The sequence below is a fragment of the Paenibacillus turicensis genome, assembly GCF_017873435.1.
GTDB lineage: Bacteria > Bacillota > Bacilli > Paenibacillales > Paenibacillaceae > Fontibacillus > Fontibacillus turicensis.
This window is the reverse complement of the sequence record NZ_JAGGKG010000006.1, coordinates 156,061-170,771: the sequence shown is the minus strand read 5'-3', so window position 1 is coordinate 170,771 and position 14,711 is coordinate 156,061. Positions and strand designations below refer to the sequence as shown.

The 14,711-nt window shown below is 38.7% G+C and carries 14 protein-coding genes; 12 read left to right on the top strand and 2 right to left on the bottom strand.

All coding sequences use genetic code 11. The annotated features are described in order from the left end of the window. Positions 1-221 precede the first annotated feature (221 nt). From J2Z32_RS08365 to J2Z32_RS08350, 4 genes are read left to right on the top strand one after another with little or no spacing between them, the layout of a single operon-like run. On the top strand, positions 222-989 hold the full coding sequence (locus J2Z32_RS08365) for a DeoR/GlpR family DNA-binding transcription regulator (protein WP_210088703.1): 768 nt from the start codon (positions 222-224) through the stop codon (positions 987-989). A gap of 14 nt (positions 990-1,003) precedes the next feature. Beyond that, the gene (gene pfkB, locus J2Z32_RS08360) at positions 1,004-1,948 is read left to right on the top strand and encodes a 1-phosphofructokinase (RefSeq protein WP_210088702.1); all 945 of its coding nucleotides are present in this window, start codon (positions 1,004-1,006) and stop codon (positions 1,946-1,948) included. 33 nt (positions 1,949-1,981) lie between these two features. Further along, positions 1,982-3,376: a PTS fructose transporter subunit IIC gene (locus J2Z32_RS08355; RefSeq protein ID WP_210088701.1), complete on the top strand. Its 1,395-nt coding sequence runs from the start codon at positions 1,982-1,984 to the stop codon at positions 3,374-3,376. Positions 3,377-3,396: 20 nt separating this feature from the next. Continuing rightward, complete coding sequence (locus tag J2Z32_RS08350; RefSeq protein ID WP_210088700.1) at positions 3,397-3,849, top strand: PTS sugar transporter subunit IIA; 453 nt, start codon at positions 3,397-3,399, stop codon at positions 3,847-3,849. A gap of 89 nt (positions 3,850-3,938) precedes the next feature. Here J2Z32_RS08350 and J2Z32_RS08345 read toward each other — a convergent pair whose 3' ends face one another. Then, positions 3,939-5,303, bottom strand: coding sequence for a dipeptidase (locus J2Z32_RS08345; RefSeq protein ID WP_210088699.1), 1,365 nt, complete (start codon positions 5,301-5,303; stop codon positions 3,939-3,941). Positions 5,304-5,576: 273 nt separating this feature from the next. On the opposite strand from J2Z32_RS08345, the gene J2Z32_RS08340 reads away from it, so the two are divergent. The 3 genes from J2Z32_RS08340 (at position 5,577) to J2Z32_RS08330 (ending at position 9,433) form a co-directional block, all read left to right on the top strand. After that, entirely contained in the window at positions 5,577-6,698 is a 1,122-nt protein-coding gene (locus J2Z32_RS08340) for a peptidylprolyl isomerase (RefSeq protein WP_210088698.1), read from the top strand. 229 nt (positions 6,699-6,927) lie between these two features. Continuing rightward, on the top strand, positions 6,928-7,677 hold the full coding sequence (locus J2Z32_RS08335; RefSeq protein ID WP_210088697.1) for a class I SAM-dependent methyltransferase: 750 nt from the start codon (positions 6,928-6,930) through the stop codon (positions 7,675-7,677). A gap of 250 nt (positions 7,678-7,927) precedes the next feature. Then, positions 7,928-9,433 carry a hypothetical protein gene (locus tag J2Z32_RS08330; protein ID WP_210088696.1) on the top strand — a complete coding sequence of 502 codons (1,506 nt, stop codon included), beginning with the start codon at positions 7,928-7,930 and terminating at the stop codon, positions 9,431-9,433. 224 nt (positions 9,434-9,657) lie between these two features. On the opposite strand, the gene J2Z32_RS08325 is transcribed toward J2Z32_RS08330, so the two are convergent. Then, positions 9,658-10,230 carry a phosphatidylglycerophosphatase A family protein gene (locus tag J2Z32_RS08325; protein WP_425342986.1) on the bottom strand — a complete coding sequence of 191 codons (573 nt, stop codon included), beginning with the start codon at positions 10,228-10,230 and terminating at the stop codon, positions 9,658-9,660. Positions 10,231-10,377: 147 nt separating this feature from the next. Between J2Z32_RS08325 and J2Z32_RS08320 the strand changes: the two genes are divergently transcribed. The 5 genes from J2Z32_RS08320 (at position 10,378) to J2Z32_RS08300 (ending at position 14,651) form a co-directional block, all read left to right on the top strand. Next, positions 10,378-11,433, top strand: coding sequence for a GerMN domain-containing protein (locus J2Z32_RS08320; RefSeq protein WP_210088694.1), 1,056 nt, complete (start codon positions 10,378-10,380; stop codon positions 11,431-11,433). A 193-nt stretch (positions 11,434-11,626) separates the two neighbouring features. Then, a complete protein-coding gene (locus J2Z32_RS08315) occupies positions 11,627-12,250 on the top strand; it encodes a TetR/AcrR family transcriptional regulator (protein ID WP_210088693.1) in 624 nt (207 codons plus the stop codon). A 144-nt stretch (positions 12,251-12,394) separates the two neighbouring features. Next, complete coding sequence (locus J2Z32_RS08310; RefSeq protein ID WP_342453936.1) at positions 12,395-13,078, top strand: M23 family metallopeptidase; 684 nt, start codon at positions 12,395-12,397, stop codon at positions 13,076-13,078. 152 nt (positions 13,079-13,230) lie between these two features. Next, positions 13,231-13,989 (top strand): ribonuclease PH, encoded by a 759-nt coding sequence (rph, locus tag J2Z32_RS08305; protein ID WP_210088691.1) that lies wholly within the window; start codon positions 13,231-13,233, stop codon positions 13,987-13,989. Next, complete coding sequence (locus J2Z32_RS08300; protein WP_210088690.1) at positions 13,986-14,651, top strand: XTP/dITP diphosphatase; 666 nt, start codon at positions 13,986-13,988, stop codon at positions 14,649-14,651. The genes rph and J2Z32_RS08300 overlap by 4 nt, the downstream gene beginning before the upstream one ends. The last annotated feature ends 60 nt before the right edge of the window (positions 14,652-14,711 follow it).

The following is a 14,711-nucleotide window of genomic DNA, read 5'->3' as shown; positions in this document are numbered from 1 at the left end:
TGGATCGTAGCTACCAGCCTCCCATTGCAGTCAAGTGCTGATTATTAAATAGATCCTAAATTAAAAATTCGTTAATAATTCAAAGGGAGCAGAGAAAACTATTTACAGGTTGTAAATTCGCGCATATAATTATAAATGATCATAATAACTCATAAACAGTCATTAAAAATAAATAAAACGATCACAAATGATCATTATAGCTGTTTAGGATGGTGGTAGCGATGTTATTTGAGGAAGAAAGAAAAAGTAAGCTTGTCCAGCACTTGCAGCAAAATGGGCGCGCATCCGTTCAAGAGCTTAGCACGTTGTTTGATGTTTCAGAATCAACGATCAGGCGTGATTTGAAGGAATTAGAGGATGCAAGATTACTGAAGCGTACGCATGGTGGGGCTGTTTGCTTGGAAAGTGTTAATTTTGAGCCTAATGTCCTTGAGAAGGAAGATCAGTTTAAACAAGAAAAAGAGAAAATTGGAGCTGCTGCATTTGAGTTAATTCATGAAGGTGACTCAATTTTTTTAGATTCCGGAACAACGACATTACAGCTTGCAAAGGAATTGCGTAAAGCACAATTAAGAGTCACAGTCATTACAAATTCAATCATTGTGTTAAATGAGCTAAGGGATGCTCGTCACCTTGAGGTATCGATGGTAGGTGGAATTATGCGTGCGGAGACCCTTGCATTTGTTGGACCGATGGCGGAACGTTGTATGGAAATGATTACAGTAGATAAAGCCTTTATTGCTACAAACGGCTTAGATTTAAAGCATGGGATTACAACACCTAACTTAATTGAAGCGGCTACCAAGCGTAAAATGTTGCAAATTGCTAAGGAAGTCATTTTATTATGTGATCATAGCAAGGTTGGGAAGGTTACTTATGCTAAAGTGGCAGATTTAAATGAAATTGATCATTGCATCATCGATGGACAATTAGATGTCACCGTAGCCGAAAAAATAAAAAAACAACATGTTAAACTCACGATTGTGTAGGGAGGAGCAGAAGGATGAAGAAAACCATCATCACAGTCACGCTGAATCCCGCTTTGGATAAAACAGTAAATGTTAACAAGATGGTTGTAGGTGGACTTAATCGCGTAGCTGATGTAAGAGTAGATGCTGGCGGTAAAGGAATTAACGTGGCTAAGGTGCTACAAAGCTTTGGTGAAGAGGTCGTTACCACGGGATTTGTAGGTGGGCATACTGGCGCAGTGCTGTTACATGAAATGGAAACGCTTCATATTAAAAATTCCTTTGTTACCATTCATCAGGAAACTCGCACTAACTTAAAAATTGTAGATCAATCTACAAAGGAAACGACAGAGGTTAATGAGGCTGGTGGTGAAGTTCAGTCATCAGAACTTAAGGCATTTTATGAGCTTTTTGATCAATTGCTACAAGATGCCGCAGTACTTGTCTTAGCAGGGAGCTTATCGCCAGGGTTATCGGTTGATATTTATGAGCAATTACTCCAAATGGCGCATGCGCAAGGTGTGCTGAGTATTTTGGATGCGGAGGGAGAGTCATTTTTACATGGCTTAAAAGCTCATCCCACTGTAATCAAGCCTAATATTCATGAGCTAGAAGGCTTGTTAAATAGACAGCTTCCTACAGATTCTGAAATTGTAAATGCCTGTCAAGAGCTCATCGATACCTATAAATTAGATGCAGTTATTGTGTCTATGGGAAAAGACGGATCGATTTTTGTTAATAAGACTGAAACGTTGCGGGTTACTCCTTTTCCAATTGAACCTAAAAGTACAGTAGGTGCAGGCGACTCGATGGTTGCAGCGATTGCTTCAAGCTTAGTTCATGAACGTAGCTTCGAGGAGATGGCTCGCTATGCATGTGCGGCAGGAACCGTGACTGCTTCTAAATCAGGAACGGATGTCGCTACGGTACAAGAGGTTGAACAAAAATTAGAGCAGGTTGGAATTACACGATTGTCTTAACAATAAACCTTGTCAAAGGTGGGGGAGAATAATATGAAAAAATTATTAGCGGTAACGGCTTGTCCAACGGGTATTGCACATACGTATATGGCTGCTGAATCATTACAAAAAGCGGCACAGGACAAAAATGTTCCACTAAAGGTTGAAACAAGAGGGGCAATTGGGATTGAAAATGCACTTACTCCTGAAGAAATTGCTGAAGCACATGCGATAATTATCGCCGCAGACACAGATATTGATGAGTCTCGTTTTGCTGGTAAACCTGTTGTTAAAGTTCCTGTAGCGCAAGGGATTAAAATTGCGGGAGATTTAATTGAACAAGCGTTGGCAAAAGAGGCAACGACAGCTTCATCCGCAGCAGCTTCATCCGCAGCAGCTTCTTCGCAAGATGATATTGCTGCTATGGCAGGTACAAAAGAAAAGAAAGGTGCTTACAAGCACTTAATGAACGGTGTCTCTAATATGCTACCTCTAGTTGTAGCAGGTGGATTGATTATTGCTTTCTCCTTTATTTTTGGACTAAAACCGGTGGATGGCTCGTTTGGTGCTACCTTATTAACGATTGGTAAGGCTGCTATGGGCTTAATGATTCCAATTTTAGCTGGCTTTATTGCCTTCTCCATTGCAGGTAAACCCGGTCTTGCACCAGGTCTTGTTGGTGGTGCTTTAGCGATCTCCGAGTCAGTAAATGGTGGTTTCCTTGGTGGGATTCTTGCTGGTTTCTTAGCAGGTTACATCGCTAAATTCCTTATTGACTATTTGAAATTACCGAAATCCTTTGCTGGCCTGAAGCCGATTCTAGTAGTACCTTTGTTATCTGTGTTAGCAACAGGTTTAATTATGCTTTACATTTTAGGTGGTCCACTTAACTGGATTATGACAAGTCTTGCAGCATGGTTAGAAAATATCGGTTCAGTAAATGCTGTTATATTAGGAGCAATTTTAGGTGGAATGATGGCATTAGATATGGGTGGACCTTTCAACAAGGTAGCATACACCTTTAGTGTTGGTTTGCTTGCAAGCAGTGTGTATGGTCCGATGGCAGCTGTAATGGCAGCAGGAATGACTCCACCACTTGGCATTTGGCTTGCAACTGTGCTTAGACCTAAAAACTTTAACAAAGAAGAACGTGAAGCAGGTAAGGTTGCCGCTGTATTAGGCTTATCCTTTATTACAGAAGGCGCAATTCCATTTGGTGCGGCTGACCCAATCCGCGTTATTCCAGCTCTAGTTACAGGCTCAGCAATAACAGGTGCGTTATCTATGGCGTTTGATGCTACATTGCTTGCACCACATGGCGGTATTTTTGCAATGCTAATTCCAAATGCAGTCGGAAATGTATTGATGTATTCATTAGCGATTGTCATTGGTACGATCGTTACCGCATTAGTGCTTAATTTGCTCAAGCGTCCAGTAGCAAGTAAATAATATTTAGGAGATGACTATAAATGAATGTACATGAGTTGCTAGATAATAAAGCAGTATTTATTCCATTAGAGGTTAGTGATAAAACTGAAATCATTAAAGCAATGGCTAAAGGATTGGCTGACGCGGGTGTAGTAACAGATGTGGATGCTTACGTTCAAGCTGTTTTAACACGTGAAGAGTCTGGCTCTACTGGTGTAGGTTTTGGTGTAGCGATTCCGCATGGTAAATCAGCAGGTGTAGTAAAAGCAGGCATCGCATATGCTAAATTGGCAAATCCATCTGACTGGCAATCGTTAGATGGGGAACCTGTTAACATTGTATTTATGATTGCTGTACCAGAAGCAAACGTAGGAAATGAACATTTACAAATCTTAGTTTCCTTATCCCGTAAGCTTATTCATGAGGATTTCCGCAATAGCTTGCTAGCTGCACAAAGTTTAGAGCAGGTGCATGAAGTTTTAAAGACACTTTAAGATTTTAAGACTTTAAAATTTTGTGCCAAAAAAAGCTGTCTTCCCCTTTGAGGAGTGACAGCTTTTTTTCTGCTTAGTAAGCTAACCTACTATGCCTCAAGCGACTTCAAGAAGTGAGTAATGGTAAGCAAACCTTTATCAAAGTTTTCAAGATTAAAATGCTCGTTAGGTGCATGTAGATTTTCATCTGGTAAACCAAAGCCCATTAATACAGCAGGCGCAGATAAAATTCTGGACATCGATTCAATGATTGGCAAGGAACCACCATCTCTAGTGAAAACAGCTCGAGTGCCATACACCGCTTCAAAGGAATCAGCCGCTTGCTGTAAAATTGGCAAGGATGGGTCCATCGTAAATGCAAACGCGCGTTCAAGAGGTGTAAACTCTACCTTAGCACCTTTTTGAATATGTTGATTTACATGACGCTCAATTTTGTTAAGAATATCCTGAGGGTCTTGTTTTCCAACTAAGCGGCAAGTAATTTTTGCGTTTGCCTCTCTAGGGATGACGGTTTTACTACCCTCTCCTTGGAAGCCCCCATAAACACCATTTAACTCAAGGGTAGGACGAGCACCAATTCTTTCTACAAAGGTAAATTCTTCTTCTCCAAATAAGGAGCTTAATTCTAAGCTTTGCGCCAGTTTATCATCGTCATGCTGTAATTTAGCGAACTCCGCTCTAAGCTCAGGCGTCATTTCAGGTGTTCCTTCATAAAAGCCCTCTACCGTGACTTTGCCTTGCTCATCATGGAAGGAAGACAACAACGAAACCATCGCATGAAGTGCGTTCGGAACACCACCACCAAAGGAACCGGAGTGTAGATCTGTATTTGCAGTGGTCACTTTGACTTCCATCGAGCAAAGACCACGTAGTCCTGTACAAATCGCAGGTTTTCCTTTTTCAAGTAGTGAGGTATCAGAAACTAATACATAATCGCATTGAAGAAGATCAAGGTTAGATTCAATAAAAATAGGTAAGTTTGGACTTCCCACCTCTTCCTCCCCTTCAATACAAAACTTAATGTTCACAGGTAGCTTTTGTTCTGTTTTCAATATTGCTTCAATCGCTTTGATGTGTAGGAAAACTTGCCCTTTGTCATCTGTTGCGCCACGCGCATAAATTTTGTCTCCACGAATTTCGGGCTCAAATGGGGGGGAATCCCACAGATTTAAAGGATCAACAGGCTGTACGTCATAATGACCGTAAATTAACAAGGTTGGTGCGTTAGGGCTATGCAAATAATCTGCATAAATAACAGGATTTCCGTTGGTTGTATGTAGCTTTACATTTTCGAGTCCTGCTGTCTTTAAGGCCTCTACCGCCCACCCTGCCGCTTGCTGCATATCTTGCTTATGCTCTGAAAGTGCGGAGACACTCGGAATTCTAAGCCAATCCTTTAATTGCTCGATGTGCTCCTCACGATGTTCACTAAAATAAGCTTCATAATTTTTCATTTTATATCCTCCTAAAACATTCTCATCAACTCGCTAGTTAGCATTCAAATTGTTGCTATGAGCGAGCTTTTCTAGTCTGAGCCTTTAAAAATTTTGTTATACTTTAGTGTACACCTTTTTGGGCAAATTTGAAAATCGTGCTTTTGTTAAGGGAAGCTTAAAAAATATTTATTTTTTTTATGTTGCTTTAAGGTTAAATTAGTGAGAATCTGGTAAAGTCATATTAGAATAATAATTAAAGTTTATTTAATCGAAGGGAGTCTTGTTTAAGCTATGGATGAGAAAGAAAAAAAAGAGCTTGAAGCAACGAATGAATTAGATAATCACGAAGAGGGTAAAGTGCAAGAGGAGCAACCAACTGTAACTGAACATGAAGTAGTTGATCAGGAGAATACACAAGACGTAAAAAATGTTATGGAGAGACAAGCCTCGGAACCTCTTCATTCCAATACATCTGGGGAAGGATCAAAACCAAATAATAAAGTATGGCCAATTATCTCCTTAGTTTTGGCTGTTTTGCTTGTTGTCGCATTATTTAAATCTCCTTTTGCTAAAAGTAGCAATGAAGCAGTGGCAACTGTAGACGGTGTTGAAATTACGAAGGACATGCTATATGATGAGTTGCTCAAGACTGGTGGGGAAGCGGCATTAAACAACTTGATTAACCAAAAAATGGTCGATCAAGCTGCTAAACAACAAAAAGTGACTGTAACTGAAGCTGATATTGATGAAAAAATTAAAGAAATGGTAGAGCAATATGGATCACAGGAAAATCTGGATCAAGCTTTACAGCAATATGGCATGACGATGGATAACTTGAAAGAAAACCTAATGGTTAATCTGAAGGTAACGAAGCTGATTAATCCAGAGGTAACTGACAAAGAAGTTAGTGACACATTTGAACAATATAAAGAACAATTTAATACACCAGAGCAAGTTCGTACTTCCGAGATTTTAGTGAAAACAGAAGATGAAGCAAAAGCAATTATTAAAGAGCTAGAGGGTGGTAAAGACTTTGCGGAGTTAGCGAAGGCAAAATCACTGGATACAGTAACAAAAGAAAAAGGTGGCGACACTGACTTTTATGCTAAAGGTCAAAAGGAAGAGGCAATTGCCGATGCAGCCTTTAAACTTGCTAAAGATGAAGTGAGCGCACCAGTTAAAACAGAACAGGGTTATGTTGTCATTAAGTTGACTGATCGCAAGGAAGCTCACACAGCAACGCTTGATGAGAAAAAGGATGAAATCAAGAGAACCCTTATCGGACAAAAGGTTAGCGAAAAGCAAGCAGCTTGGTTAGACGATTTAAAGGTTAAAATGAAGGTTGAAAATAAACTGTATCCTGAAAAGAAAGATACATCAGAAAGCGCAGCAACAAATACAAACAAAAAATAATAGTTTGATCATAAACAAACGGAAGAAGCTATAGGTTTCTTCCGTTGTTTTTATATATACAAGCGTTACAATATACATAGATGAATTTTTTATGTGATCTCAATCCGCTTAAGATACCCACGCAACTGTTATGCTACATAGACAAATTCAATTTAAATATTAGTTGGAATGTAGGGATATGTAGTTGGAATGATAGGGATATAGGATTTAATTTTATGGAGGTATAGTTATGTCTGAATGGTTTGAACGAAGCTTTGGTGAAGACTACTTATTAGTATATAAACATCGGGATATGCAAGGAGCTAAGCAGGAAGTACATAAAATGATCTCATGGTTAAACTTAGAGAAGGGAGCAACAGTACTAGATTTGTGCTGTGGGATGGGCAGACATTCGTTAGCACTAGCTGAAGCAGGTTATGAGGTAACTGGTGTTGATTTATCTAAGGTTTTGCTACGGGAAGCACAAAAAAATGATACAGAGCAACAGATAAAATTTATTAAAGCAGATATGCGGAGTTTGCCAATCACAGGGCAATTTGATGCCATTGTCAATTTGTTTTCCTCCTTTGGTTATTTTGAGAGAGATGAGGAGCATTTACAGGTGCTTCAAGAAATAAAAAGACTTCTTGTCCCAGGTGGAAAGTTTATTATCGATTTTTTAAACCCAGCATACACAATGGCTAATCTGGTTCCAGAATCGCAGCGTGTGGATGAAGGACAGCTGATCCAAGAGAAGCGTAGCATTGAGCATGGTTATGTCAAAAAACATATTACAATTACAGATATTAATTATGAGGGCTTGCATAGTACGCAGCCTGAGCGACATTATCTTGAGCGTATCCGCTTGTACACTAGTGAAGACTTTCAATCGCTTTTATCGAAAGCAGGTTTAACCTTAGAAACTATTTATGGTGGCTATAACGGTGAGATCTATGATGCGAATCATTCAAAGCGGATGATCATGGTGGGTTCAAATTAAATAATAGAGATGGTAAATATCCGTATAAGCATTAGCTAGTCAATTGAGTGCCCTTAGGAAAACTAAGGGTATTTTTTTGTGCTTTTTATAATAAATATATTAAATTTTAAAAAAAAGAATAGAAAATATTAGAATAATATGCAAATATATTACTATATCCCAAATAATCGGGGGTTATGCTGAATTAGAAGGGAGGATTAGGAAAGTTATACAGGAAGCTTAAATAAAAATGAATGAAGGTGAGGGAGTTATGTTGAAGAAAAAATTAATATCTGTAATTTTATTTTCTATGCTTGTCCTTACAATTTCTAATGGAGGCATAGTACAAGCGGATTCTACACCAAATATTGAGCCCACAGCAAATACAGAAGCCACAGGGAAAGTGATAGATTTATCCACAGTGCAGCCAGACCTAAATTTTGTAGAGCTTCCTTCAGAAGAGCTTCAAGCTACAGAGGTATCAAGTAAAGAAGCAAACGTGTTAACTAGAAAAAACATTGATGAAACCTATCAATTAAAAAATAAGATGAATACACAACGATTAAACACCACTTCAGATAATACTGACCCTAACAGTGCCTACCTTGTTACAAATGATACGGTTACCCAAGCACAAATTACACAGACAGGTGAATTAAGATGGTATGCATTTAGTCTTGCTGAAAAGAGTAAAGTGACGATTCTTTTGCAAATGGTGGAGGCATTAGATGCGGATTTATATTTATATTCCTTAAATGAAGAAACCTATCAGCTTGAGTTAATAGGAGGAAGTGCTACTAGTGGTTTAGGTACACCCGAATACTTTAATAATGTGCTGAATGCAGGAATCTATTTCTTCGCTATTGGGGGTTATGAGGGATCAGGAAACTTTGCCTTTGCTTATTATGAGAGCACTAAGGATGTTGCAAACGAAATTAATGATACGGTAGCTACAGCTACTCCTGTTACTCTCAATTCAAGTAGCAGTGGTGTCATCGATAATCCTAATGATATTGACTACTATAAAGTTACCTTAACCGAGGCAACGATGGTTCAATCCTCCATCACATCTTCAAATAATTATTCGTTATTATATGCTCAAAAATCAGGAAGCAATGCTGCAATTTATGCTGTACCTGGAAAAGCCAATACGTATAGAATGATGCCAGGAACGTATTATTTTGCAGTTTTATCTCAAAATGGAACGTATTCTTCTACCAGCACCTATTCTATTTTGTTCAAAAAAATAGGGTTGATCTCAAACGATAATCGGGTAACACGGATCGGCACTAGTGAAGAAGCCGGGATTATTTATGAGACAGATAAAGAAGGGACAATCAACTATATAAATGGTCATCCAATCGATATTAGCTATTCACTTTATGAAACCTATACGAATAGTGCTGGTTACCAGTCATATAACATTTCTATTGATACCGATGCTAATTATATTGCTCTCCAGGATTATTCCCCCTATGAACCTAAAGCGGTATTTTATCATAATTCTACTAGACCAGCGATGAACGTTAAAAATCAACCTGCCTTAATGTTGACCTATTTATCTGACTCTAATTTTTACCGAATTTATGTCACAGGAACGGGCGCATATTCCATGAATACACTATGGGAGACTTTCAATAACGTCACTGTTCTCATTGATCCAGCAACAGGGAAGCTAATCGATATTGTTTCATTCAATTATTATTATGATTATGCCCCTGTAGGTACAAATACAATTACAATTACACATCCATATCACTTAAGCTTTAATCAGTAATAGAATGTGATCACTACAACTTAATAATGTAATTCATAACTAATGAATTTACGAAATAAACATAAAACCCGAGCTAATCACGAAACTCCTATTTGAAGTGCTCCCGTCAAAATAGACAGTAGAAAAAACAAACATCTACTACTACTTTGATGGGGGCATACCAAATTAGAGTTTGAAATGATAGTCGGGTTTCTTTTACTTGATATTACTTTTAATTAGGAAAATCAACGATCCGTATCCATCGTTTCCTCGCCGCTCTCAATCTCACGCTCCGCTTGCTTACGGTGGGCGATGCGACTGCTTGCAGATGCAGCAATTGCACCTACAATGTCATCTAAAAATGTATGACAAGGACCCAGTGATTTATCGTTTAATCGCTCCAGCACACCTGGCTTTAATTTATCGACATAACCATAATTGGTAAAGCCGATACTGCCATACACATTAACAATGGAAAAGGCCAAAATTTCGTCTACGCCATATAATCCTTCATCGTTTGAGATCATTTCCTGAAGCTCAGGGATCAATAGTTCCTGCTCTGCCAAAATATCTAGTTGAATTCCGGTTAAAACTGCATTTTGTACTTCACGTTTATTTAAAACCTGCTCTACATTATGAATACATTCTTCCATCGTCAGGGTTGGGTAATATTTTTGCTGTAGGACCATGACAAGCTCAGCGATTTCTTCAAGTTTAATTCCTCGTTTATCCAGCCAATAACGTGTTGCATCTGCTACTTTTTTGCTATTTAATGCGTAAGGAGCTTTTAATTTTGGATTAAAGTCTTGTTCCATCATAATCACCTCGAGTGTATATTACTTCTAGTATTAACCAAGACATGCCATAGATGCAAATTTTAATATTTGGACTAGTTATTTTTCACATCACAGGCTCGTATACATCTAGTAAGTAAGACAAACTGTTGTTAGGGAGGATCTACCGTAATGAAATGGACGAGACTGAAAATAACGTTGATAGCTTGTGTACTCACTGTACCCGTATTACTAACAGGTTGTAATTTTGGCAAAAGCAGTTCAGGGCAAATTGATCCGCCACCTGCTGAGGTTGAATCACAAATGCTCGCAAATAGTGATAATAGTCCGACAACCGCACCACCAGCAGAAGAAGCGGTTTCAACCGTATTTTTAAAAAATGATCAAGGCTTGCTTGCTCCTGTATCTCTTCATCTACCCGCAGGTACAGATGGAGATAAAATGACACGTGCCTTAGGAATGTTAGTCCAAAATGGGCCTTATCGTGGTCTGATCCCTCATGGATTTACAGGAGTATTGCCACAAGGCACTGAGGTCAAGGCAGTAACAGTGAAGGCAGAAGAGAAGTTAGCCATTGTCGAATTTACAAAACCGTTTAGTCAATATGATGCCAAAGACGAACGTAAAATTATGGAGTCTGTCACTTGGACACTCACCGAATTTCCAGAGATTAAATTTGTGCAATTATGGGTGGATGGAAATAAGCTAAATGAGATGCCGGTAAATGGTACACCACTCGATCGTGATCTCAGCCGCGCGGTTGGCATTAATTTAGAAATTGGGAATAGTACCACCTTATCAGGTACAAGCCCTGTTACCGTCTATTTCTCCTCTCAGACAGAGGACGGAAATTCTTATTTTGTACCAGTGACCCGATTTGTGCCTGCTGGGGGAGATCAGGTACAAGCTGCTTTGCAGGAATTAATTAAAGGACCTGCACGTGAAGGTGGGCTACAACGAGTAATGAGCGATGGTACTCAAATCGAAGGAATTACAAACTCTAAGGATGGAATTGTGACCGTTTCGATTAAGGATGATATGTTTGAAGCAGGGGATAAGCTACCAGCAGAAATGATGCAGTCGGTTGTATTGACCGTATCAGATAACAGCAAAGGGGAAAAGGTACGGATTTGGCTTAATGGCGAAAAGGAAGTAATTGGGACTGATAATCAAAAATATAGTGAAGCTGTGAGTAAGCCTTTGAATATTAATAAAATTCCAATGTGATTATTGAAGTGATTTTGTGTATCAAACGTCTCCTGTATTATAGGAGGCGTATTTTTTTGCATTTACATCGAGATATTCTAGGTATGATTATAATATTAGTAAATTCATTTGTTTACCTAACAGGTAAATGAGGGTATAATGACATTGACCTAATAGGTAAATGGTGTTAAATATTTTTAAGGGAGAATTCCATATGCGTACTAAATTATTTGATTTAGAGTCTAAAAGACGTGATGTCATCTTAAATGCAGCGTTGAAGCAGTTTACATTAAGAGGGTTTGATGATGCATCCACAAATGTAATTGCAAAAGAGGCAAGAATCTCTAAAGCTCTTATGTTTCATTATGTAAATAATAAGCAGGAGCTTTTCCTGTTTGTTTATGACTATTTTACTGAGCTTCTTGAAAAAGAGTACTTTCAAAAAATTGATTTTTCAGAAAAAGATATCTTTTCTAGATTACGCCAATCCTATTTACTTCAAATTGCTTTGATTAAGCAATATCCTTCCGTTCTTGAGTTTGAAAAACTATCTATTGTAACTAAATCTGAGGAATTAAACAAAGAGTTGGAGAAAAGATCAATCAATAGGCAATCATCATGTGATCTCCAAATTTTTGACCAAATAGATACTTCTAAGTTTAGAGCAGGTTTAAATATTGAAAAATGTAAGCAGTTTATCCTTTGGACCAATGTAGGTTTTACTAATCAAATATTAGACAATATCAGAGAATTAAAAGCTTCTATTATGGATGATCAATCTATCATTGAAACTTTGGATGAAAATCTTGAAGAGTTAAGGAAATTGTTTTATAGGTGAGGTGATTCTAGAATAAGGGGCGATCCAATGCGGAGGTTTATAAGGGTCAGTTTAACATTCAGTATTATTCTTATTCTTGTTCTTGTATCACTTATTTCTTTGAAGGATGTAGGTAGGGAAGTCACTACTGAGGAGTTGAGCGATGTGCGTAAGCCAACAATTGTACAATTTCCATTACGTGGAGAATGGATGGCACCTAATACACCTGGAACAAAAATTCCGAGTCATGGTACAAACAAATTTGGAACAAGATATGCTTATGACTTCATACAAGTAGATTGGGGAAGAAAGGGGTTACCTTCTTATCAAGGTAGTCTAACTAAGTATCTTCTTTTTGGGATTCCCATTTATGAATATTATTGTTGGGGAAAAGAAGTATTTGCACCTGTTGACGGAGTTGTTTTTGAAGCAGAAGATGGCTATGAAGAAAAAAACCGAACAAATATTGTGTCAGATCTATTTAGTGCCTATAAAAATGCTCATTATTTTGATGCAAAAACAGACGATGTGCAGACTATTGCTGGTAATTACATTATTATAAAAAATTCTGAAGATATATATGCAGCGTTAGTCCATCTACAAAAAGGATCTATTCAAGTTAAAGTTGGTCAGCATGTAAAAAAGGGTGAATTTATTGGTAGGGTGGGTCACTCTGGTAATTCATTTGCTCCCCATTTACATTTTCAACTTATGGATAGCAGCGACATTGCGACTGCTAACGGATTGCCTTGTGCCTTTGAGTCATACGAAGTATTCCAAAATAATAAGTGGCAAGAAGTAGTTAAGGGTATTCCTACAGATAAAGATAGGATAAAGTTTTGTCCTTAACAAGTCCTAAAACGTTATTTATTCTTTATAACAAGTAACGAACCATTGATGCTTTTATGGCTAGCTTTTGGTAAAATGGGGAAAGTATAAAGAGTACTATTAAGTATAAGCTGTATTTTCAGCATGAACAGTAAGTGGGAGGCAGGTTAAGCATGAGAATAAACGGACGTGAGGAAAACGAGCGGCGGCCGATGAAATTGACCGTAGATGTGAATAAATACGCAGAAGGCTCTGTTTATATTGAAGTAGGAGAAACAAAGGTTTTATGTACGGCTACGGTCGAGGAAAAAGTCCCAATGTTTATGAAAGGACAAGGCAAGGGATGGATCACGGCTGAATATTCTATGCTGCCTAGAGCAACCCATACACGAAATCAACGTGAATCCGCACGCGGGAAATTAAGTGGACGTACCATGGAAATCCAACGATTAATAGGTCGAGCACTTCGCTCTGTCGTTGATTTAAATAAATTAGGTGAGCGTTCTATTACGATCGATTGTGATGTTTTACAAGCGGATGGTGGCACACGTACCACCTCCATTACAGGTGCGTTTGTAGCTATGACGATTGCGATTGATAAGCTGGTTAAAAAACATGATTTAAAAGAATTTCCCGTTACAGACTTTTTAGCTTCTACCAGTGTAGGTGTAGTAGGCCACAAAACATTACTTGACCTCAACTACGAGGAGGATTCTAAAGCAGCAGTTGATATGAATGTGGTGATGACAGGACAAGGGCAATTTGTGGAACTGCAAGGCACTGGAGAAGAACGCCCATTTTCACGGCAAGAGCTTGATGCATTGCTGAATGTTGCAGAAAAAGGGATTAAAGAAATGATTGAACAGCAAAAAGAAGCATTAGGCGATATCGCAGCTAAAATTGGAAATAAACATACGGAGAAAATTGGATGACAAATAATGTGACAGATACAAATAGATCAAATCAGCCCAATGAAGATGACGAAGTGATTATCGTAGCTACGCGTAATCAAGGTAAGGTAAAGGAATTTGCACATGCACTTCAATTTACAGGTAAGACGGTAAAAAGCATGTATGACTATCCTGATATCCCAGATGTGGTGGAGGATGGAGAAACCTTTGCAGATAACGCACGTAAAAAGGCACAGGTAGTGGGTGACTTGCTTGGTAAACCTGTTTTAGCAGATGATTCTGGACTTTGTGTAGATGCATTACAGGGGGCTCCAGGGGTTTATTCTGCTAGATATGCGGGTGAACCAAGTGATGACGAGGCGAATAATGCCAAGCTACTACAGGAGCTGGAGCAGCTCCATCAAGGGGAAGACACTGCGCAGCCGTTGTTAAGCCCTGCTCAGTTTATGTGTCACTTGGCACTTTATGATCCTCATACGAAGCAGTTTACAGAGGCGACAGGAATTGCAGAGGGCTGGATTACTTCTCAAGCCGCTGGTGGGGGAGGGTTTGGTTACGACCCGTTATTTTATGTGCCTGAATATGAAAAAACGTTTGCGGAGCTAACCTTGGAAGAAAAGCAAGCGATCAGCCATCGTGGAAAAGCATTGAAGCTACTGGTGGAGAAGCTAGGGCGTGTGTGAAAACTCACTCAAGGTTATCTATTACCGCCTTTTCACCTCCTACTGCGTTAGGACGAATCT

Coding starts and splice junctions, on each gene's coding strand:
- J2Z32_RS08365 (WP_210088703.1), top strand. CDS start 222: ATGTTATTTGAGGAAGAAAGAAAAAGTAAGCTTGTCCAGCACTTGCAG.
- pfkB (WP_210088702.1), top strand. CDS start 1,004: ATGAAGAAAACCATCATCACAGTCACGCTGAATCCCGCTTTGGATAAA.
- J2Z32_RS08355 (WP_210088701.1), top strand. CDS start 1,982: ATGAAAAAATTATTAGCGGTAACGGCTTGTCCAACGGGTATTGCACAT.
- J2Z32_RS08350 (WP_210088700.1), top strand. CDS start 3,397: ATGAATGTACATGAGTTGCTAGATAATAAAGCAGTATTTATTCCATTA.
- J2Z32_RS08345 (WP_210088699.1), bottom strand. CDS start 5,303: ATGAAAAATTATGAAGCTTATTTTAGTGAACATCGTGAGGAGCACATC.
- J2Z32_RS08340 (WP_210088698.1), top strand. CDS start 5,577: ATGGATGAGAAAGAAAAAAAAGAGCTTGAAGCAACGAATGAATTAGAT.
- J2Z32_RS08335 (WP_210088697.1), top strand. CDS start 6,928: ATGTCTGAATGGTTTGAACGAAGCTTTGGTGAAGACTACTTATTAGTA.
- J2Z32_RS08330 (WP_210088696.1), top strand. CDS start 7,928: ATGTTGAAGAAAAAATTAATATCTGTAATTTTATTTTCTATGCTTGTC.
- J2Z32_RS08325 (WP_425342986.1), bottom strand. CDS start 10,230: ATGATGGAACAAGACTTTAATCCAAAATTAAAAGCTCCTTACGCATTA.
- J2Z32_RS08320 (WP_210088694.1), top strand. CDS start 10,378: ATGAAATGGACGAGACTGAAAATAACGTTGATAGCTTGTGTACTCACT.
- J2Z32_RS08315 (WP_210088693.1), top strand. CDS start 11,627: ATGCGTACTAAATTATTTGATTTAGAGTCTAAAAGACGTGATGTCATC.
- rph (WP_210088691.1), top strand. CDS start 13,231: ATGAGAATAAACGGACGTGAGGAAAACGAGCGGCGGCCGATGAAATTG.
- J2Z32_RS08300 (WP_210088690.1), top strand. CDS start 13,986: ATGACAAATAATGTGACAGATACAAATAGATCAAATCAGCCCAATGAA.